General features: G+C 66.1%; 20 protein-coding genes, 2 tRNA genes and 1 pseudogene. 11 read left to right on the forward strand and 12 right to left on the reverse strand.

Features of this window, described 5'->3' with window-relative positions; genetic code table 11:
- Positions 1-7: 7 nt before the first annotated feature.
- A complete protein-coding gene (locus SP6_RS08905; protein WP_037569638.1) occupies positions 8-448 on the reverse strand; it encodes a hypothetical protein in 441 nt (146 codons plus the stop codon).
- A gap of 19 nt (positions 449-467) precedes the next feature.
- Here SP6_RS08905 and SP6_RS21490 point away from each other — a divergent pair, with 19 nt between their 5' ends.
- Positions 468-986, forward strand: coding sequence for an alpha/beta hydrolase family protein (locus SP6_RS21490; protein WP_007406434.1), 519 nt, complete (start codon positions 468-470; stop codon positions 984-986).
- 259 nt (positions 987-1,245) lie between these two features.
- Here the strand turns inward: SP6_RS21490 and SP6_RS20920 are convergent, their stop codons facing one another.
- The 5 genes from SP6_RS20920 to coxB all read right to left on the reverse strand — a co-directional run bounded on the left by SP6_RS20920 (position 1,246) and on the right by coxB (position 6,127).
- Entirely contained in the window at positions 1,246-1,746 is a 501-nt protein-coding gene (locus SP6_RS20920) for a hypothetical protein (RefSeq protein ID WP_126053481.1), read from the reverse strand.
- A complete protein-coding gene (locus tag SP6_RS08920; RefSeq protein WP_082052465.1) occupies positions 1,743-2,276 on the reverse strand; it encodes a M15 family metallopeptidase in 534 nt (177 codons plus the stop codon). The genes SP6_RS20920 and SP6_RS08920 overlap by 4 nt, the downstream gene beginning before the upstream one ends.
- A 415-nt stretch (positions 2,277-2,691) precedes the next feature.
- Positions 2,692-3,003, reverse strand: a complete 312-nt coding sequence (locus SP6_RS08925; RefSeq protein ID WP_007406464.1) for a hypothetical protein — start codon at positions 3,001-3,003, stop codon at positions 2,692-2,694.
- The gene (ctaD, locus tag SP6_RS08930) at positions 3,000-5,447 is read right to left on the reverse strand and encodes a cytochrome c oxidase subunit I (RefSeq protein ID WP_007406447.1); all 2,448 of its coding nucleotides are present in this window, start codon (positions 5,445-5,447) and stop codon (positions 3,000-3,002) included. The genes SP6_RS08925 and ctaD overlap by 4 nt, the downstream gene beginning before the upstream one ends.
- Positions 5,444-6,127, reverse strand: a complete 684-nt coding sequence (gene coxB / locus SP6_RS08935; protein ID WP_007406450.1) for a cytochrome c oxidase subunit II — start codon at positions 6,125-6,127, stop codon at positions 5,444-5,446. The genes ctaD and coxB overlap by 4 nt, the downstream gene beginning before the upstream one ends.
- Before the next feature lie 6 nt (positions 6,128-6,133).
- Here coxB and SP6_RS08940 point away from each other — a divergent pair, with 6 nt between their 5' ends.
- A complete protein-coding gene (locus SP6_RS08940) occupies positions 6,134-6,658 on the forward strand; it encodes a DUF2231 domain-containing protein (protein ID WP_007406448.1) in 525 nt (174 codons plus the stop codon).
- Here the strand turns inward: SP6_RS08940 and SP6_RS08945 are convergent.
- The 3 genes from SP6_RS08945 to SP6_RS21230 all read right to left on the reverse strand — a co-directional run bounded on the left by SP6_RS08945 (position 6,628) and on the right by SP6_RS21230 (position 8,476).
- A complete protein-coding gene (locus SP6_RS08945) occupies positions 6,628-7,119 on the reverse strand; it encodes a CopD family protein (RefSeq protein WP_037569661.1) in 492 nt (163 codons plus the stop codon). The genes SP6_RS08940 and SP6_RS08945 overlap by 31 nt on opposite strands.
- Positions 7,116-7,826 carry a cytochrome c oxidase assembly protein gene (locus SP6_RS08950; protein ID WP_007406452.1) on the reverse strand — a complete coding sequence of 237 codons (711 nt, stop codon included), beginning with the start codon at positions 7,824-7,826 and terminating at the stop codon, positions 7,116-7,118. The genes SP6_RS08945 and SP6_RS08950 overlap by 4 nt, the downstream gene beginning before the upstream one ends.
- 491 nt (positions 7,827-8,317) lie before the next feature.
- On the reverse strand, positions 8,318-8,476 hold the full coding sequence (locus SP6_RS21230) for a hypothetical protein (RefSeq protein ID WP_164541276.1): 159 nt from the start codon (positions 8,474-8,476) through the stop codon (positions 8,318-8,320).
- Positions 8,477-8,555: 79 nt separating this feature from the next.
- Between SP6_RS21230 and SP6_RS08955 the strand changes: the two genes are divergently transcribed.
- From SP6_RS08955 to SP6_RS08965, 3 genes are all read left to right on the forward strand, one after another.
- Positions 8,556-8,630 (forward strand) — tRNA-Thr (locus SP6_RS08955).
- A gap of 120 nt (positions 8,631-8,750) precedes the next feature.
- Complete coding sequence (locus tag SP6_RS08960; protein ID WP_007406443.1) at positions 8,751-10,043, forward strand: dicarboxylate/amino acid:cation symporter; 1,293 nt, start codon at positions 8,751-8,753, stop codon at positions 10,041-10,043.
- A gap of 71 nt (positions 10,044-10,114) precedes the next feature.
- Positions 10,115-12,223, forward strand: coding sequence for a transglycosylase domain-containing protein (locus SP6_RS08965; RefSeq protein ID WP_007406444.1), 2,109 nt, complete (start codon positions 10,115-10,117; stop codon positions 12,221-12,223).
- Positions 12,224-12,626: 403 nt separating this feature from the next.
- Here SP6_RS08965 and SP6_RS21495 read toward each other — a convergent pair.
- Positions 12,627-13,113: pseudogene (locus SP6_RS21495) on the reverse strand (IS5 family transposase); the annotation flags it as partial.
- Between the two features lie 610 nt (positions 13,114-13,723).
- A tRNA-Gln gene (locus SP6_RS08975) sits at positions 13,724-13,797 on the reverse strand.
- Positions 13,798-13,968: 171 nt separating this feature from the next.
- On the opposite strand from SP6_RS08975, the gene SP6_RS08980 reads away from it, so the two are divergent.
- Together SP6_RS08980 and SP6_RS08985 are read left to right on the forward strand one after the other, a co-directional pair.
- Entirely contained in the window at positions 13,969-15,012 is a 1,044-nt protein-coding gene (locus SP6_RS08980) for a Ppx/GppA phosphatase family protein (RefSeq protein WP_007406465.1), read from the forward strand.
- Complete coding sequence (locus tag SP6_RS08985; protein ID WP_007406433.1) at positions 15,009-15,704, forward strand: RlmE family RNA methyltransferase; 696 nt, start codon at positions 15,009-15,011, stop codon at positions 15,702-15,704. Before SP6_RS08980 ends, SP6_RS08985 begins: the two co-directional genes overlap by 4 nt.
- A gap of 343 nt (positions 15,705-16,047) precedes the next feature.
- On the opposite strand, the gene SP6_RS08990 is transcribed toward SP6_RS08985, so the two are convergent.
- Positions 16,048-16,410, reverse strand: a complete 363-nt coding sequence (locus SP6_RS08990; RefSeq protein WP_037569665.1) for a response regulator — start codon at positions 16,408-16,410, stop codon at positions 16,048-16,050.
- A gap of 66 nt (positions 16,411-16,476) precedes the next feature.
- Between SP6_RS08990 and SP6_RS08995 the strand changes: the two genes are divergently transcribed.
- The 4 genes from SP6_RS08995 (at position 16,477) to SP6_RS09010 (ending at position 19,157) form a co-directional block, all read left to right on the forward strand.
- On the forward strand, positions 16,477-16,722 hold the full coding sequence (locus tag SP6_RS08995) for a DUF3572 family protein (protein WP_007406441.1): 246 nt from the start codon (positions 16,477-16,479) through the stop codon (positions 16,720-16,722).
- A complete protein-coding gene (locus SP6_RS09000; RefSeq protein WP_007406456.1) occupies positions 16,719-17,345 on the forward strand; it encodes a hypothetical protein in 627 nt (208 codons plus the stop codon). Before SP6_RS08995 ends, SP6_RS09000 begins: the two co-directional genes overlap by 4 nt.
- Before the next feature lie 33 nt (positions 17,346-17,378).
- Positions 17,379-17,843: a RidA family protein gene (locus tag SP6_RS09005; RefSeq protein ID WP_007406472.1), complete on the forward strand. Its 465-nt coding sequence runs from the start codon at positions 17,379-17,381 to the stop codon at positions 17,841-17,843.
- A gap of 183 nt (positions 17,844-18,026) precedes the next feature.
- Entirely contained in the window at positions 18,027-19,157 is a 1,131-nt protein-coding gene (locus SP6_RS09010) for a GNAT family N-acetyltransferase (RefSeq protein ID WP_007406453.1), read from the forward strand.
- Positions 19,158-19,160: the final 3 nt, after the last annotated feature.

A 19,160-nucleotide genomic window follows, 5' to 3' on the forward strand; every position in this document is an offset into this window, starting at 1 on the left:
GCACGCGCTACGCCACTGGCGGCGGGCCGAGATACCGCTCGGGCGCGGAGCAGAAGGCTCGGTCTGCGGCGAGCGTCCTCAACAGCGCCACGCGCCAGTCGTTGCGGCCGTAGGACGCCACCAAGGCAGCGGAGGAGCGGTGCAGGTACTCGCTGAAGACCGCTTCGCCGGCGACGTGCAGCATCAGCATCGCCGTGCGCTGTTCCGATAGATACTTGTTCAATAGATACTTGTTCACCTGCGCGCGGTAACGGGCGTTCAGCTTCAGCCGCTCCAGCTGGAACTGGAGTTTGGCGGCGAGAGCCGGATCCATAGCGGGATTCTCCACGCGGAACGTGACCGACAGCGTCCCGTCGGCGTCGAAGTCGGCGTCCGCCTGCAGGAAGTCCTCGTCCGGCAGCGGCTGGAAGTAGGCGTGTATCAGCCCCGGGCCCTGCGCGGCCGGCATTCCGGGATACACCGTTCGCTTGGCGTTGTTGCACGGTCCGCAGCTCGGCACGAGGTTGCGGGATAGATGGCAAGCTCGCCGTAGGTGCCGCGCGGCAGGTAGTGGTCGAGGTCCTTCACCTCGCCGAACCCGCAATACGGACAGGCCTGCGTCGAAGCCAGGATGCGCGCCCGCAGGTCCTCCAGCTGCCCTTCGCGACCTCGGTGACCGTCCGGTCGACGTCGCGCACAACGATTTCGTCGACTATCGCCTGGTCGATGCCTTTATCGGGCATGGCGAGCATGTCCGCTCCGGATCGCCCGCGCAGAACGCCGATCGGATCAAGGCGCCTGTCCTGCTGTTCCATGGTGATCTTGACCAGAATGTCGCGGTCGGCGAGTCACAGTTGATGGAGAGCAAGCTGCGCACTGCTGGTAAACAGGTGCGGTTCGTCGAGTATAAGGGACTGACGCATCAGCTCGACGACTCGGACGTGCGCACCGATATGCTCGGCAAGAGCGACGCGTTCCTGCGTGCCACGCTTGGGATGAAGGACTAATTCGTAGGAAGGACATGGGAGCGAGCGAGGGGAACGTCGCATAAGTGCGCATTACTTAGGGGCCGCCCGCCTGACCACTGAATCACCTCTACGCCCAAAGCGGATGGTTGGCTTCACGCATTCGCAGCGCTCTCATGCCTAATTCGAGCCGATACTGTCTCGAAGGTCGACATGAATGAACGTCTGAAGTGCGAAAGCAGGCAGGGGGCAATGAATGTCTGGGTTTAGGTCAGTTCCACCAGTTTCTCCTTCGTCATCTCTACTCTGGCGGCGCCGTTCTTATTCGATCGGCGAGCCTGGAATAATAAGCAGCGCTGCCGAGGTTATTTTGCGCTGCGAAGCGGCGTGAGGTAGCTAGCGCAGACGCAGTAGCCGTGCGGAACACGTCCTCGTCTTCACTCGCTTTCAGGCCATCGCTGACAACAACGCGGCGGTTTTTATCAAAGCGGATAGCAACCATCATAAGCCCGTCCCTGCGCAGCAGCACACCATCCACAAGCTTACCCCCCGCCATCCGGCCGGCAAAAAACTCATAGGGTTCGGCTTTGCCAGCGCGCATCACACCAAGGCCATCCGCGACACCGTTGGAGCAATCGCCCAGCCACTGGGCAGGCGCGAGCGATAGGTTCGCAGGCACTTGTGCCCGACAAGGAGACGACGGACGTCCTGATTTGACCGCCTCCGCATCTCCATGCGTAGGTGATCCGCATGCGGCGGCAAGAAACCCAAGAGCCGCCGCGATGGCATGGGCGCGTTTCATCGAGTAATCCCTTTCATGAGCACGCTGCCGAGCTCGAAGTGCATGGGGTCGGCTCGACCTGCAGAACGATAACCGCCGCCCCAGTACCAACCGGCACGGTTAAAGTACGGCACAAGTGCGTCCAATCCCTTGAGTGAATAGCTGGCTCCGAAGGGCACAAGTGTACCGTCAACGCGGAGGTCGATCGCGCTGCCCCAGGCGTGATTGGATACCTTCGTACGGCTGCCGCGCTGGAGTCGATTTACCTCGATGCCCGCGCTGCTGAGCAGAGCCAGCAGGTCGGGCAGATCGCGGGGCACTTCCGCAAGCACGGCCCGCAGACTAACTATCGCACGGCGAAGGCCAGTAACGCGGAAGGGCCCGACGGACTCGGTAGCAATCATATATTTTAGCTGCGGGTTGGTTATTGGCGAGTCGTTTTGTGACATATGCGCGCTCGGCATGCCGCCAAAGCGCGTGATCTGTTCCGAACTTGATGGAGAAGTCAGTCCAACATTGACGGTCCCTGCTTTTGGCAAAGGCGTGCGCATGGTCCAATAACCTGGTTCCCGTCGCGACGATCATGGCGCGGCGGGTACGCAATCAGCCGAGGCACCTTTGGTGTGCGTCTCTGCAAATATGCGGTTGAACACCCCCGTCCGCGACACGCGAACGCAGCGCGCATCAAGAGTTCGCGCGCTAAACAATCGGCCGCGAACCGAACAGCGAGGTGGGGAGTTATCATCACCGAAGGCATTTGCCACCTGCACGGCATGACACCGTTGGTTGTCGCCGCAGTTGCGTCTTTTGACGAGTTCACGGCTCGCAATGATCCTTATTGCGCACCGACTTCGCGGTGATCGAGCGCTAAGTAAGGATATGCTCCGACAAGGCGGGCGTCGTGGCATTCACCTGCTTCCCGGCGTTCGCCTCCATCCGCCCTGATTCACCTCCGGCCCGTTGCCGTCAGGCACAGGAAGGCACGATGACGATCGGCGCAAAGGTGATGAGCGTCGCGGCAAAGCCGACCCAGCCTAGCGCCACCGCGGCACGGTCGAGTGAGGTCGCCCGGTGCCGGGTCAGCCTCAGCGCCAGCATCAGTGTCACGGCAAGCGAACCCGCCCACGCCGCCAACAGCGTCCAGCGATGAACGCTGAGTCCAACGAAGGGAAGACGGTCCCATCCCCCGGCGCAACCGAGCCCGTGCAGCGCATAGATCAGGCAGAAAGCGGCGGCCCAGCCGATCAGGCCGGCGGAGAGGCGCAGCAGCACCATCATGCGAACCACCCCGGCACGACCAGCAGCACCGCGACAAAGGCCCCCGCCCCCGCGCCATGGTCGCTCCACAACCGCATGATGCGTGGCTCGCCGGCGCGCGCGGCCGAGTGGAAACCCGCTTTGGCCCGCGCCATCAGGAAGGCCACCATGACCGCCGCCAGCCCGGCATGGAAAATACCATAGGCGGCCAACGCGGCGCTGGTCGCGGCATAGGCATGGCTGGACGGGCTCGGCGCACTGGCGAGCAGCAGGATGAGCGCCCCGATGATCGCGAGGTGCCCGGCCAGCGCGATCGGCATCCGCCCCGCGCGGCTGGCGATCATCGCGGTCGCAGCCCCGCCGATCGCGAGCAACGGCACGATCAGCGAGGGCGGGATCAGTGCGGGCGGCGGCCAGTTCGGCGCGATGGTCCAGAGAAAGCCATAGCCGAAGAGCAGCGAGGCGAAGAGCGTCGCGCTGGCGGCCAGGGCGAACACGCTGCCCCACCAGCCGGTCGTCCGCTGCGCCTCGAAACTGGTCGGCAGCGACAGGCCACCGCCCGTCGGCAGCGCCCCGATATCGGCCCGGCTGCCATTGGTCCAAGCCCAACGCCATCCCAGCCAGATAGTACCGATCAGGAAGATCGGCGCGACGACATAGATGCCGGCCAGCATCGCGACAAAAAATCCGCCAAGCATCGCCGCCGTGGCGATCGGCAGCCAGCTATTGCCCGGCAGGATCACGATATGGTCGGGCGCGCCGGTGGTCATGTCGACCGCCAGCGTCTCGCGCCAGCCATGGCGTATGTCGGCGAGCAGCCCCTCACCCCGCGCCAGCGCCACGCCCAGATCGGGATCGTCGGCCAGTGGATCGCGCGTCGATACGGTCGGCAGGCTGGCGAAATTATAGGCGGGTGCCGGGATCGGCATCGCCCACTCCAGCGTCGTCGCGCCCCAGGGATTGCGGCGATGGATTCGCCCCAGCCAGATCTGCAGCACCACATCGATCAGGAACAACGCGAAGCCGAACGCCTGCAGAAAGCCGCCGACCGAGGACAGCAGGTTGAGCCAGGTCCACCCCATCCCCTCCGCATAGGTGTCGATCCGCCGCGGCATGCCGAGCAGCCCGGTCAGATGCATCATGAAGAAGGTCAGGTTGAAGCCGATGAAGATCAGCCAGAACGCCGCCTCACCCACGCGCATCACCCGCTCGCGCCCCGTGAAATGCGGCAGCCAGTAATAGGCGGCGGCCAGCATGGGGAAGACGAAGCCGCCGACCAGCACATAATGAAGATGCGCGGTGACGAAGGCGGTGTCGTGCGCCTGCGCGTCGAACGGGACCATGGCTAGCATCACGCCGGTCAGGCCGCCAATCACGAACATGATGAAGAAACCGATCAGATAGAGCATCGGCAGCTTCATCTCGGGCCGTCCCTGCCACAGGGTACCGAGCCAAGCGAACATCTGCACCGCCGTCGGGATCGCCACCAGCGCGGACGCCGCCGAGAAGAAGCCGAGCGCCATATGCGGAATGCCGGTGGTGAACATATGGTGTACCCACAGCCCGAAGCTGAGGAAAGCGAGCGCCAGGATCGCCGCGACGATGGCCCCGTGGCCGAGCAGCCGGGTGCGCGCCATCACCGGCAAAATGGTGGAGACCGCGCCGGCCGCCGGCAGGAAGATGATGTAGACCTCGGGATGGCCGAACAGCCAGAACAGATGCTGCCATAAAAGCGGCGATCCACCGAGCTCGGGCGAGTAGAAGGGCCAGCCGAAAGCGCGCTCCACCTCCAGCAGGATCGACCCCAGGATCAGCGGCGGAAAGCCGAACACCATCATCCCGGCGGTCGCCAGCAGATACCAGGCGAAGATCGGCATGCGGTCGAGCCGCATGCCCGCCGCGCGCAGCTTCAGGATCGACACGGTAATCTCGATCGCCGCGCACATCGCCGAAATCTCGACAAAGGTGACGCCGAGCAGCCAGACATCGGAGTTGATGCCGGGCGTATAGGTCTTGCCCGACAACGGTGGGTAGAGGAACCAGCCCGCATCGGGCGCCACCCCGGCCAGCATCGCGATGACGATGATCGTGCCCCCGAAGAGATAGCACCACCAGCCGAGCGACGAGAGGCGCGGAAAGGCCAGGTCGCGGCTGCCCAGCATCTTGGGCAGCAGATACATGGTCAGCCCCTCGAACATGGGGATGGCGAACAGGAACATCATGATGCTGCCATGCATCGTGAAAAGCTGGTTATAGACCTCGGGCCCGACAAAGGCGCTGCGCGGCGTGGCGAGCTGGGCACGGATCAGCATCGCCAGCACGCCGCCGATCGCGAAGAAGGCGAAGGCCGCGACGATGAACCGCTTGCCGATGTCGCTATGGTTGACGGAGCGCAGATAGCCGCGCCACCCCGGCTCGTTCCGCCAGATCGCCGTCAGATCATAATGCCGCTTCAGCGCGCTCATCCCGCTTCCCCCGTGAACGCCGCCCACCCTGCCGCGTCATGCGCGACGACGGTGAAACCATGGTTCTTGTGCCCCACGCCGCAATATTCGGCGCACTCGCCGCGATAGGTGCCGGGCGCATCGGCGACGATGCGCAGGCGGTTGGTGTGACCGGGGATCGCATCCATCTTGCCCGCCAGCCGGGGTATCCAGAAACTGTGGATGACATCGGTCGAGGTGATGACCAGATCGGCGGGGCGCCCGGCGGGTATGTGCAGCACATTCTGCGTACGGATGCCGCCGGGATGCACCATGTCCCAGGCATATTGTCGCGCGGTCACCCGAATCTCGACCGCACGGGGGTCCGCCGTCGGCAGCGTGCCGATGCCGACCGTCAGCGCATAACCGACCAGCGCGAGCAGGACGATGCCGGGCATGGCGAGACCGAGCCCGCCGATCCACAGCCGGCCCGAGGCCGCGGTCCGCTCCCCGTCGCGACGGCGGAACGCCAGCGCGAGCAGCACGAAGACGAGACCGGCCAGGATCACCGCACCGCCCAGCATCATCCACCACATGGTCGCGACCGAACGTGCATGGGGCCCCGCCGGATCGATGGTCGACAACGCGCCCGTGCAACCCGAAAGCGTGATGAGCGTTGTCGCGCACATGCCGGCGCGGCCCGCCCCGGTCAGGAGAGCCATGCACCGATGATCACCGACACCGCCCGCCAAGAGGTTGCCGAGACCCGCCTGGTCGATCCCGTCGAACAACGGCCGTCCTTCGACCGCACCGAATCGAAGATCGCGGTCGCCGGTCACCCGATCCATGCCATGCTGGTCGCCTTCCCCATCGCGCTGACCACCTGCACCCTGGGCGCCGATCTGCTCTACTGGTGGACGGGCGATATCTTCTGGGCGCGGGCGGCGTTGTGGGCCTCGGGCGCGGGCTTTCTGTTCGGTGTGCTCGCCGGCATCGCGGGCACCGTCGAGCTGCTGATGGTCCCCGGCATCCGCGCCCGCTCGGCGAGCTGGACGCACTTCATCATCGCGGTGATGCTGCTGTCGATCCTGGGCGCCAATTGGGGATACCGCCTGACCGGTTTCGAACAGGCGGTCCTGCCCTATGGCCTGCTGCTGTCGCTGTTCGCAGTCGGCTTCACGGGCTTCACCGGGTGGCACGGCGGCAAGCTGGTGTTCGAGTATCAAATCGGTGTCTCTTCGACAGGGAGCTGACGATGTTGCGGCGTCTTCAGCCACGCTGGCGCGATATCGGGCACGACCGGCTTGGCGAGGACGAGCAGCAGGACCACCGTCATGGTCGCGATGCTGCCGATGATCAGCGGCAGGGGTGACGGCGGCGTATATTGGCCCCGCCGCTCGCTCATCAGCAGGACGGTGTGACCGACCAGCGCGTGAAGGCAGACGAGCAGGCCGACCGCGACCAGCTTGGCGAACATCCATGGCTCGAACACCCCGCGCAGATAGATGAGCGCGGTTCCGGCCGCGATCGCGATCACGGCGGCCGGGGTCACGATCATCGTATAGCTGTCATGCGTCAGCAGCCGGAGCCGGGCATAATCCGCCTGCCCCTCATCCAGCCGATGCTTGCCCAGCATCAGCGGCAGCGCCACCAGCCCTGCGCACCACAGGATCAGCGCGGCGATGTGCAGCCCCTTGACGATGCTCAGGATCATGCCGCCGCCATCCGCCGCCATGTCGACCGCGCGATCAGCGCGCCGACCACCGCATAGGGGACCAGCCCGATCACCCACATGGCGAGCCCGGCCAGTTGCTGGTCGGCCACCGGCCCGATCCCGAACGGCACGGTCGTCGCCAAATGCGTGCCGTAGAGCGGCCGCGTGACGAAGGTCAGTATCGCGCCGAGCATCCCCATCTGCGCGGCCCCTGTCGCGATCAGGGTCAGCGCAACCGGCGGATCGGCGCGGCGGACCGCATCCCAATAGCTCCAGGCCGTGGCGAGCAGGCTCGCCTGCATCGTCCAGTAGATGAGCTTGTTGGCCAAGGCGGCATCATAGGCGGCGGGGATATGCCAGAACCACAAGGTGATCGTCGCCACCGAGAGCGCGATCGCGGGCGGCAGTGGCGTCCGCGTCGGCACGGCGACCGCCAGCAAGGGCGCGGCCACGCCGATCAGCAGCAGATGGTGCAGGGTCCGCATCGAAAAGAGCGCGACCGACAAGGCGCAGAGCGGCGAGACGAAGACGATGGCCAGAATGGCGATGGCGATCAGCCCGGCGCGGCGCTCGCCCCCGCGCAACGCCATCATCGTCCCGGCGGCAAGCACCAACGCCGTGATCAGAACGGCATCGCCATTCCACCGCTCCAGCCAGGATGCGGCGGTGGGTGCCGACCCGCAATAGCTGCCGAATATATCGAGCATGACGTCCCCTTTTGCGGACGAAACGCCCGCGTAACGTGTCGGGTCCGCTCCGAATTGCGACTAATTGTTGCTGAAGAGACTTGGAAAGTGCGCCTTGTCAGGGACCTTCGGACATTACCCTTTCTCTACAACGGGATCGTTCCACCGCTATATTGCGGGGAACGACATCGGACCTTTGTTATCGATGTCCGATTCAACCAGCCCCCCGGCCGGCATGGCCGGAGGCTGGTGACGATCGTTCAGAAGCGGGCGCGCAGGCCGGCCAGCGCGAGGCGGTGCGCCGGGGCGGGCGCCGGCAGGCGAAGACAGGAGGGCGCTCCACGCAAGAGTACCCAGCCTGACGACGTGACAGTTGATCTGCATTACATTCCCCTTTTCCCGGCCGCGCCGCAAAGCGGAATGAGAGTCACTATCAATATCAGCGTTGTGTTGTTTGGTTGATCGGATGGTAAGTGGCGGTACCGGCAAGGAAATGGTTTCGCGCCGGAGCCCTATTCGGTTCCGTCCTCGGACGAAGCCGCGCTGCCGTCGCGGGGCGCTCGCGATGGCGGCGCCTCATCCAGCCCCCGCGCCTGCGCCTTGCGTCGCTTGAGATTCTCGCGGAGCGCCGCCGCCAGCCGCTCGGCCTTTTCGTCCTTTGCCATGCTCATTCGCATAATCCGACGAACAAGCGCTTGACAATGTCCCGCCAATCGTCTCTAGGCGCGCTTCCCGCGTCGAGACGCGAGTGCTGCCGTAGCTCAGTGGTAGAGCGCATCCTTGGTAAGGCTGAGGTCGTGAGTTCAATCCTCACCGGCAGCACCATTCTCCCCCAGCCCCCGACGGGCGTCGGTCCGCCCCGCAAGTGGCGCGAATTGGGGAGCTTTCTTCCACCCACGCAAAACTTGGTTGGGATCGTTTGCCCGGCTCGCTAGCTATGGTCGGATGAGATTCCGTTTTTCCTTCGGCGCCCAGGTGTTCGTCGGCATGGCCGTCGGCCTGCTGCTCGGCCTGCTCGCCCGGTCGCAGGGGCTGGCCGGCCTGGCCGAGGGCCTGCGCATCATCGGCGAGAGCTTCGTCCAGCTCCTCAAGGTGCTGGTCGTGCCGCTGGTGTTCACCGCCATCGTCGCCTCGATCGCCGCTTTGCGTGACCTGAACAATGCCGCGCGGCTGGTCGCCGCGACCTTCATCTGGTTCGCCATCACCGCGCTGATCGCGGTCAGCATCGGGCTGACGCTGGGCACGGTATTGCAGCCCGGACTCCACGCCGGCATCGCGCCGGGCAGCGCGGTGCGGCCCGACACCGCCGGGTCGTGGCTCGATTTCCTGCGCGGGCTGATCCCCTCCAACATCCTCGGTCTCTCCGCCTCGACCAGTGCGGGCGATGGCGGCGCGCTGAAGACCGGGCTGTCGTTCAACATCCTCCAGATCATCGTCATGGCGGTGGCGATCGGCGTCGCGGCGGTGCGGGTCGGCGACAAGGGCGAGAGCTTCCTGTCGTTCAACGCCTCGGCGCTCGCCATCTTCCGGCGTATCCTCTCCTGGGTGATCCGGCTGACTCCGATCGGCTCGGGCGCGCTGCTCGGCAATGCGATCGTGCGCTATGGCTGGCAGTCGCTGTCCGCGCTCGGCAGCTTCGCGCTGGCCGTCTATATCGGGCTCGGCCTCGTCCTGTTCGTCGTCTATCCGCTGCTGTTGCTGGCCAACGGACTGTCGCCCAAGCGTTTCTTCGCCGCCGCCTGGCCCGCCATCCAGCTCGGCTTCGTGTCGCGCTCGTCGATCGCCACCCTGCCCGTCACCGAGGACACGGTCGAGCGGCGCTTGGGCGTGCCGCGTGCCTATTCGGCCTTTGCGGTGCCCTTTGCCGCGACGACCAAGATGGACGGGTGCGCCGCCATCTATCCGGCGATCTCGGCGCTGTTCGTCGCGCAATATTATGGCCTGCCGCTGCATGTCGGCGATTATGTGCTGATCGTGCTGGTGTCGGTGCTGGGCTCGGCCGCGACCGCCGGGCTGACCGGTGCGGTCGTCATGCTGACGCTGACCCTGTCGACGCTGGGCCTGCCGCTGGAGGGTGCGGGGTTACTGCTCGCCATCGATCCGATCCTCGACATGGGGCGGACCGCGATCAATGTCGCGGGGCAGGCCCTGGTCCCGACCATCGTCGCGCACCGTGCCGGCCTGATCGAGGACACGCCCCCTGCGGAGCGCTTGCCGGAGGTGCCGCAAACAGGGTAAACACGGGGCCATGCTTGCGCTCGGTGTTCTGGTAAAGTAATACACGAGTGGCCGACCACCGGAACCCTGCGATGCGCCCCGACCCGTTCAATCCCGACCGCGTGCCGATCGACCGCCCCTATGAGCCGGTCGGGCATCACTACCCGCTCTATGATGCGGAGACGCAAAGCTGGTCCTTCGGCCCCGATGAGGACGATATCCCGTCCGCGCCGCCGCGCCGTCGCATCCGCTGGGGCCGGTGGATCGCGCGCGGCGCGGGCGCGGGCATCATCCTACTGGTCATCGCGATCATCTGGCTGGCGATCACCGCGCCCCTGTCGCGCTCGCTCCAGCCGCCGACGCCGCCCTCGATCACGCTGACCGCCGATGACGGCACGCCGATCGCGCGGCGCGGCGCGATCATCGGTGCGCCGGTCGATGCCGCCAAGCTACCCGCCCATGTGCGCGAGGCGTTCTTCGCGATCGAGGACCGGCGTTTCTATTCCCATTGGGGCATCGACCCGCGCGGTATCCTGCGCGCCGCCTGGCACAATCTGGGTTCGGGCGGGGTGCGTGAGGGCGGATCGACCATCACCCAGCAGCTCGCCAAGAACGCCTTTCTCGATTCCGACCGCACCGCAGGCCGCAAAATCCGCGAGGCGATGATCGCCTTCTGGCTGGAGGCGTGGCTGACCAAGGACGAAATCCTCTCGCGCTATCTGTCGAACGTCTATTTCGGCGACAATGTGTACGGGATCACCGCCGCCTCGAAACATTATTTCGGCCGAACCCCGGACAAGCTGAACATCGGCCAGGCGGCGATGCTGGCGGGGCTGGTCAAGGCGCCCTCGCGTCTGGCCCCCACCACCAATTTGAAGGGCGCGCGGGCGCGGCAGGCGGTCGTGGTCGCCGCGATGGAGGATGCGGGCTTCCTGACCAAGGCGGAGGCCGATGCCGTCCAGCCGCAGCGCGTGCTCGCCGCGCGGCCCGAGACGTTGCCCTCGGGCACCTATTTCGCCGACTGGGTCCTGCCCGAAGCCCGCGACCAGGCGGGCGAGATCAAGACCGAGGCGACCGTCCAGACCACGCTCAACCCCCGGCTCCAGCGTATTGCCGAACGGACCGTGCGCAGCGCGGGGCTCAATCAGGCACAGGTCGCTTTGGTCGCGATGCGCCCCGATGGCCGCGTCGTCGCGATGGTCGGCGGCAAGGATTATTCCAAGAGCCCGTTCAACCGCGCCACCCAAGCGCGTCGCCAGCCGGGTTCGGCCTTCAAGCTGTTCGTCTATCTGGCGGCGCTGCGTTCCGGCATGACGCCGGACTCGACGGTCGAGGACGAGCCGGTCGACATCGCCGGGTGGAAGCCGCGCAACAGTGACGGGCGCTATCTGGGCAAGATCACGCTGCGCCAGGCGTTCGCGCGGTCATCGAACGTCGCCGCCGCGCGGCTGACCCAGGCGGTCGGCGTGAAGTCGGTCATCAAGGCGGCGCGCGACCTGGGTATCACCACGCCGATCCCGAACGAGGCGACGATCGCGCTGGGCACCTCGACCGTCAGCCTGCTGGAGCTGACCGCCGCCTATGCCGCGGTGGCCAATGAAAGCTATCCGGTCGCCGCGCGCGGGCTGAACGACGTCAAGGAAAAGGGCTGGTACCAGTCGCTGACCGAGCGCAAGACCGGCTTTGCCTCGGCGGTGCATGACGGGATGCTCGATCTGCTGTCGTCTTCGATCAAGACGGGGACGGGGCGGCAGGCGCTGCTGACCGTCGATGCCTATGGCAAGACCGGCACGACGCAGGATTCGCGCGACGCGCTGTTCATGGGCTTCGCCCGCGATCTGGTGGTGGGCGTCTGGGTCGGCAATGACGACAACACGCCCAATCCCGGCCTGTCGGGCGGCGGCGTGCCCGCGCGAATCTGGCGCGCCTTCATGCAGTCCGCGCTCGACATCCCGCCGGTGGCGGCCCCGGTCGTGCAGGAAGAGGTCGATCCCGACGCGATCGCCAACGGCATGGAGGAAGAAACCATGCCCACCGCCGATCCGGTCGGCGACATCATCCAGGGCCTCGGCATCGACCTGCATACCGGCGACGACGGATCGATCACCGTCGGCCCCGGCCGCCGCCGCCCAGAACGCGCCGGCCCCGGCCCCGACGATCGCCGCCCGCCGGACGAACGTTATGAGGGCGAGGGGGAATAGGGCGAAGACTGATTATCCTCTCCTGCAAGGGGAGGGTGTGTCCAGCATGGTGGAGGGGTGCCCCCTCCGTCAGGCCTTCGGCCTACCCCTTCCCCTTACAGGGGCACAGTTTACCTCTGATTGGCATGAGATGTCGGTTGAGGAAGAGGTCGAGAGTGATGGCGAGTATCTCCCATGATTTGGAGAAACGCTGGGAGCGGCGGTTGAGGCGGGCCAGATTGTCTTGGATGGAAGAGTGGGTGGACCCGATGAGGTGGGTCTGCGCCTTGGTTTGAGCGTGAGGGGCGAGGACGCCGTGGCGCTGGACGGCGAGGCGGTAGTAAGAATGGCGTCGGTGAAGAGGGCGGCGATGTCGGGTACGACGCGGCGGGCGCGGTCGTAGAACTCTGGGGCCGAGACTCAGTCAAAGCCAGAGGGCGAGTGCGGTTGCGATCGCAACGCCTGACAGGCAGTTGGCGGCAAGTTTGTCATAGCGGGTGGCGACGCGGCGGAAGTCTTTGAGACGGCAAAAGGCGTTCTCGATCCGGTGGCGGTCGCGGTATCTGTCCTTGTCGTAGCGGATTGGCGTTTGCGGTTTCGTCGTCCGGGAATGACGGGAACGGCCCCGGCGTCACGTAGCCAACGGCGTAGCCGGTCGGCATCGTAGCCTTTGTCAGCAAGGAGGTAACGCATGCGACCGGCCCATTCGAGGAACGCAGGCGCCGCTTTCACGTCGCTGACATTGCCGGCCGTCAGCATCGGCACATAGGGGCGGCCGATGACATCGGTGAGCGCGTGGACCTTCGTCGTCCATCTGCCGCGCGAACGGCCGATCGCCTGGGTCTGGCGCCCCCTTTTCCGCCGAAGGCCGCGCGTTGCGCCTTGATGTAGGTGCTGTCGATCGCGGTACTCTTTGTCCCGTCGACACCGGCGACAGGCGTGTCCTTTATGACCGCCCCTCGCTACTGCGCCCTAGACGCGCAGCTTGAGGCCTTTGGTCGCAAATGACCACGAGCCCCCCTTTTCACATTACGGGCTGTCGAAATCGCCACCAGAAGATACGGTGGCGGTTCCGCCACAAGGGTTATGCCGTCCGCTATTCCAAATCGCACTATAGGTCGAAAGAGTTTATCCCCATCGTCGAACCGTTGGCGCTTTCGCTGGCCGCAGGGCCCTTGGGGGCCTCACCCCTGATCGAGACGAAATATGGCCAGCCGTTCGCCGAGAAGGGCTTCTATGCCTTTGAAGGATGCCTGCATCGATGCTGGCCTCGCACATTGCCAGCTTCACGGCCTGCGCAAGGCTGCTGCCCGACGATGCCGAGAATCAGGAGGCAGCGATGAAGAGGGCATCGCGATAACCGGCCACAAGACCGTCAAATAGTATCGCCTGTACGCTGGATCGGACGCTCGGCCGGAGGTTGTTGATGCCGCCATGCACAAGGTGATGGCCAACCATTCCGCAAAGGTAGCCACCGATGGGGATCAAGCCGTTGCATAATGAGCGATTTCTTGATGTCTCTGGATGCCCCGTGAGGATTCGAACCTCAATTAACGGAGTCAGAGTCCGTGGTCTTACCTTTAGACGACGGGGCACCGGACAGGGGCGTGCGTCTAGGCGGGGCGATCGGGCTTGTCAACCGACTTTGCGCACTTGGTCGGGCGGTGCGTCTTGTCGCAACGGTAACGACTCGCTACCTTGGGGTCCAAGCACCGGCGGACACTCATGTCCGTGACGGATAGAACAGAATAAAGCGAGATACGGCGATGGGGGATGGTCCCACCCGAAGGCCGTACCGGCAGGCCAAGCCCCCTGCCCGTCCGGCACCGCCCCGGCCCCAGCGTGGCCGCTGGTCCGATGCGCAGGCCTATGCCGCGCTCGACCTGGGCACGAACAATTGCCGCCTGCTGATCGCGCGTCCGCAAGGCGGCGGCTTTGCGGTGGTCGATGCCTTTTCGCGGATCGTGCGGTTGGGCGAAGGACTGGCGACGACCGGCCGCTTGTCCGATGCCGCGATCGACCGCACCATCGCCGCCCTTCGCGTGTGTGCCGACAAGCTGAAGCGCCGCAACGTCACCCTGTCGCGCGCGGTCGCGACCGAGGCGTGCCGGCGTGCCGCCAACGGCCCCGCCTTCATCGCGCGGGCGCTGGCCGAGACCGGTATCCATCTGGACATCATCTCGGCGGAGGAAGAGGCGCGGCTCGCCGTGCTCGGCTGCCATGCGCTGATCGAGCCGGGCGAGGACCCCGCGCTGATCTTCGACATTGGCGGCGGATCGACCGAGTTGGTGCTAGTCGATACGAGCGGCAAGGTTCCGCGCATCCTCGACTGGCATTCCGCGCCCTGGGGCGTCGTCTCGCTGACCGAAAGTGCCGGCGGCGGCGAGGGCGAGGTGGGGCGGCTGGAGGCCTATGCCCGGATGCGCGGCATCGTCGCGGACAGTTTCGCCCCCTTCGCCGCGCGCCTGCCGACCGACCTGACGCGTCCGCGGCTGCTGGGCACCAGCGGGACGGTGACGACATTGGGCAGCGTCCATCTGGGGCTCAGCCAATATGACCGCGCCGCCGTGGACGGGCTGATTGTGCCCACCTCGGCAATGCGCGAGATCAGCGCCGACCTGTCGCGCAAGAGCTTGGCCGCGCGCGGCAAGGTGGCGTGCATCGGCCCCGAGCGCGCCGATCTGGTCGTCGCCGGCTGCGCCATTCTCGAGACGATATTGGACCTCTGGCCCGCCGAGCGGCTAGGGATCGCCGACCGTGGGATTCGCGAGGGAATCCTGCGCCGTTTGATGGGAATCGCCAGACCGTGAGCAGAGGAAATTCGGGCCTGCACCAGCGCGTGCGCACCGCCCGGAACCGCACCGCGCAATCGACCCGCTGGCTGGAGCGCCAGTTGAACGACCCCTATGTCCGCCGCGCCAAGGCGGAGGGGTATCGCAGCCGCGCCGCCTATAAGCTGATCGAGCTGGACGAGCGGTTCGGCTTCCTGCGCGGCAAGAAGCGCATCATCGACCTTGGCATCGCGCCGGGCGGCTGGAGCCAGGTGGTGCGGCGCAAGCTGCCGAACGCGGCGGTCGTCGGCATCGACCTGTTGCCGGTCGACCCGATCGACGGCGTCACCATCTTCGAGATGGACTTCATGGACGATGCGGCGCCGGACAGGCTGATGGAGGCGCTGGGCGGCGCGCCCGACCTCGTCATGTCGGACATGGCGGCCAACACCGTCGGCCATCCCCAGACCGACGCGCTGCGTACCATGGGACTGGTCGAGACGGCCTTCGCCTTTGCCTGCGACGTGCTGTCGCCAGGCGGGGTGTTCGTGTCGAAGGTGTTCGCGGGCGGTGCCGATTCGCAGCTCGTTGCCGAGATGAAGCGCCACTTCGCCACCGTGAAGCACGCCAAGCCGCCATCAAGCCGCAAGGGATCGGTGGAATGGTTCGTCGTCGCGCAGGGGTTCAAGGGGCGCAAGGCGTCGGTGGGCGAGGATGATTCGGGGGGGTAAGCGCCGCAGGCTTGGATGAGGTTCGCGCGGAGGCGCGGAGGACGCGGAGATGTTAGTTCTTGGGGATAGTTCTTCCCGAACCAACACCTGTAAAAGACAACCTGCCTGCCGACCGAAGAGAGCCCCCTCTGCGTCCTCCGCGCCTCCGCGCGAACCAAAAATCTTCTACGTCCGCCCTCCGTTCAGCCTGAGCCCTTCGGCTGGCTCAGGATAAACTTCAGCGCAAAGCGCTGAAGTCGAAGGCCACGGGATGACGTTCGTGGCCGGGGCCGGGACGTGCACTTCGACTTCGCTCAGTGCGAACGTGCCTTGGGATTTTGACCGAAGGGAGATTGTCCCCCCCTCACACCAAAGCGTTCACCGCCTCCATGAAGCGCATCAGGCTGATCGGCTTGGACACATAAGCGTCCGCCCCCGCCGCGCGGATGCGGTCCTCATCCTCGCGGCCGGCATAGGCGGTGACCGCCATCACCGGGATGCGGCGCAATTCCTCGTCCGCCTTCAACTCCAGGATGAGCTCATAGCCGGTGACGTGCGGCATCTGGATATCCATGATGATCAGATCGGGCTGGAACGCCCGCGCGTACGCGACCGCTTCGCGCCCGTCGCGCACCGGCTCAGCGATGAAGCCGTGCACGCGCAAAAGGTCGCAGAAGAGTTTCAGATTGAGTTCGTTGTCCTCGACAACGAGCACCTTTCTTGCCACGCCCGCTCCAACAGTCACCATGGACGACGATAGGCAATGCCCGGACCGGATACAATCGAGCGCGCCATGAACCTGGCGCTTCAGGCCCTGGTTTGGACATTGGAAAGCCCCGCCCGGGCCGAACGCCTGCTGGCGCTGACCGGTCTGTCGCCCGCCGAACTGCGCGGCGGCGCGGGCGAACCCGGCGTGCTGGCGGCGATTCTGGCCTTTCTGGAGGCGCATGAGGCCGATCTCGTCGCTTGTGCCGAGGCGCTGGACGAACGGCCCGAGGCGCTGGTCGCGGCGCGCCGGGCGCTGGAGGAGGCCGCATGAAGCCGCTGCTGATCTGCGACTGCGACGAGGTGCTGGTCCATATGGTGCGGCATTTCCGTAGCTGGCTGGACGAATCGCACGACATGGACTTCGCGCTCGACACCCATGACTTTTTCGGATCGATGACCCGGCGGGGCGGACAGCCCGCACCGACCCCGGCCGAGGCATGGGATCTGCTGCACGGCTTCTTCCCCGACCAGATGGAGCGCCAGACGCTGGTGCCCCATGCCGCCGAGGCGCTGTCGGTGCTGGGACAGACCGCCGATATCGTCATCCTGACCAATCTGGTCGAGGAATGCCGGGTTCCCCGAATCGAGCAGCTTGCCCGCTTCGGCATCCATCATCACGTCCAGTGCAACACGGGCGGCAAGGGCGAGCCGGTAGCCAGGCTGGTCGCCGATCATGGCCACCCCGTCACCGTCTTCGTCGACGATCTGGCCCAGCATCACGCCTCGGTCGCGACCCATGCGCCCCAGGTCCATCGGCTGCACATGGTGTCGGAACCCGAAATGGCCCCGCACGTGCCGCCCGCGCCGGACGCCCATGCGCGCATCGACGACTGGCGGCAGGCGAAAGCCTGGATCGCGGCGCGTTTCGCCGAGGGGCGCCCCGCCACCGCTTGACCGGCGGGGGCCGAGCGCGCCATGTCTCGCCCTATGACCACGCATATCGATCGCGCGCTCGAGCAACTCGGCCTCACCCTGCCGGAGGCTGCCGCCCCCGTCGCCGCCTATGTCCCCGTCGTCGAGGCGGGCGGGCTTCTCCACATCTCGGGCCAGTTGCCCTTTATCGATGGCCAGCTCGTCACCGGGCGACTGGGCGAGGGCGTCTCGCTAGAGGATGGGCAGAAGGCCGCGCAGGCTTGTGGCCTGATGCTGGTCGCGCAGATCAAGAAATATCTGAACGGCGATCTGTCGCGCGTCGCGCGCATCGTGAAGCTGGGCGTGTTCGTCAATTCGGCCGGTGACTTCACCGACCAGCCCAAGGTGGCCAATGGCGCGTCCGAGCTGATGGTGTCGCTGTTCGGCGAAGCCGGCCGCCATGCCCGCTCGGCGGTCGGCGTGCCGGTGCTGCCGCTTGGTGCCGCCGTCGAGGTCGACGCCATCGTAGCTTTGGCCTGAAACCATTTTCCTTCCCCGTGAGGGGGGGCAGGCCGAACGCCTGACGGAGGGGGGGGCCGCCAGCGATCTGCCGTGCCGCCCGCCCCCTCCACCACCGCTTCGCGGCGGTCCCCCTCCCCGTGCCGGGGAGGATATTGACGGGCCCCTTGTCGCGCTTCGCTGGGCACCGCATATCTTTGGGCGATGATCACCGCCATCGCGCGTATCCTGTCCGGCGTCGCTGCCCTGTCCTCCGATGAGTGGGACGCCTGCGCCGGAACGGCCAATCCCTTCGTCTCCCACGCCTTCCTGACCGCGCTGGAGGAATCGCACAGCGTCGGCGGTCGGTCCGGCTGGACCCCCGCGCCGATCGTCGTCGACGGCCCGGACGGTCGCCCTGCCGCCATCGCCCCCGCCTATCTGAAAGCGCATAGCCAGGGCGAATATGTCTTCGATCATGGCTGGGCGGATGCCTGGGAGCGGGCGGGTGGGCGCTATTATCCCAAGCTTCAGATCGCCTCCCCCTTTTCGCCGGTGCCGGGGCCCCGGCTGCTGCTGCGCGATCCGGCGCTCGCCCCTGCGCTGATCGCGGCGATCGAGGCGGTGACCGACCAGAATGAGCTGTCTTCCGCCCACGTCACCTTCGTCACGCCCGAGCAGGTTCGGCATTTCGAGGCCGCCGGCTGGCTGATCCGCGAAGGGGTGCAGTTCCACTGGCACAATGACGGCTATGCCCGCTTCGACGATTTCCTGGAGGCGCTGGCCAGCCGCAAGCGGAAGGCGATCCGCAAGGAACGCGCCGCCGCCGTCGAGGGGCTGACCATCCGCCACCTGAGCGGTGCGGAGATAGGCTCGGAGCATTGGGACGCTTTCTGGGCCTTCTATCAGGACACCGGCAGCCGCAAATGGGGGCGTCCCTATCTGACCCGCGCCGCCTTCGACCGGATCGGCGAGCGGCTGGGCGACAAGGTGCTGCTGATCCTGGCCGAGCGGGATGGGGCCCCGATCGCCGGCGCGCTCAACCTGATCGGCGAGGATACGCTCTACGGCCGCTATTGGGGGGCGACGGAGGAGGTGCCCTTCCTCCATTTCGAGCTCTGCTATTACCAGGCGATCGACGCGGCGATCGCACGGGGCCTGAAGACGGTGGAGGCGGGCGCCCAGGGCGAGCACAAGCTGGCGCGCGGCTATGTCCCCGTGCCGACCTTCTCGGCACACTATATCCCCCACCCCGCCTTTCGCCGCGCGGTCGCCGAGTTCGTCGAGCGGGAGCGCGAGGCCATCGCCGCCGAAAGCGAGTTTCTGGGCGAGCTCACGCCCTTCCGGCGGGGCTGAACG

It is taken from the genome of Sphingomonas paucimobilis NBRC 13935, from assembly GCF_000739895.2.
Classification (GTDB): domain Bacteria; phylum Pseudomonadota; class Alphaproteobacteria; order Sphingomonadales; family Sphingomonadaceae; genus Sphingomonas; species Sphingomonas paucimobilis.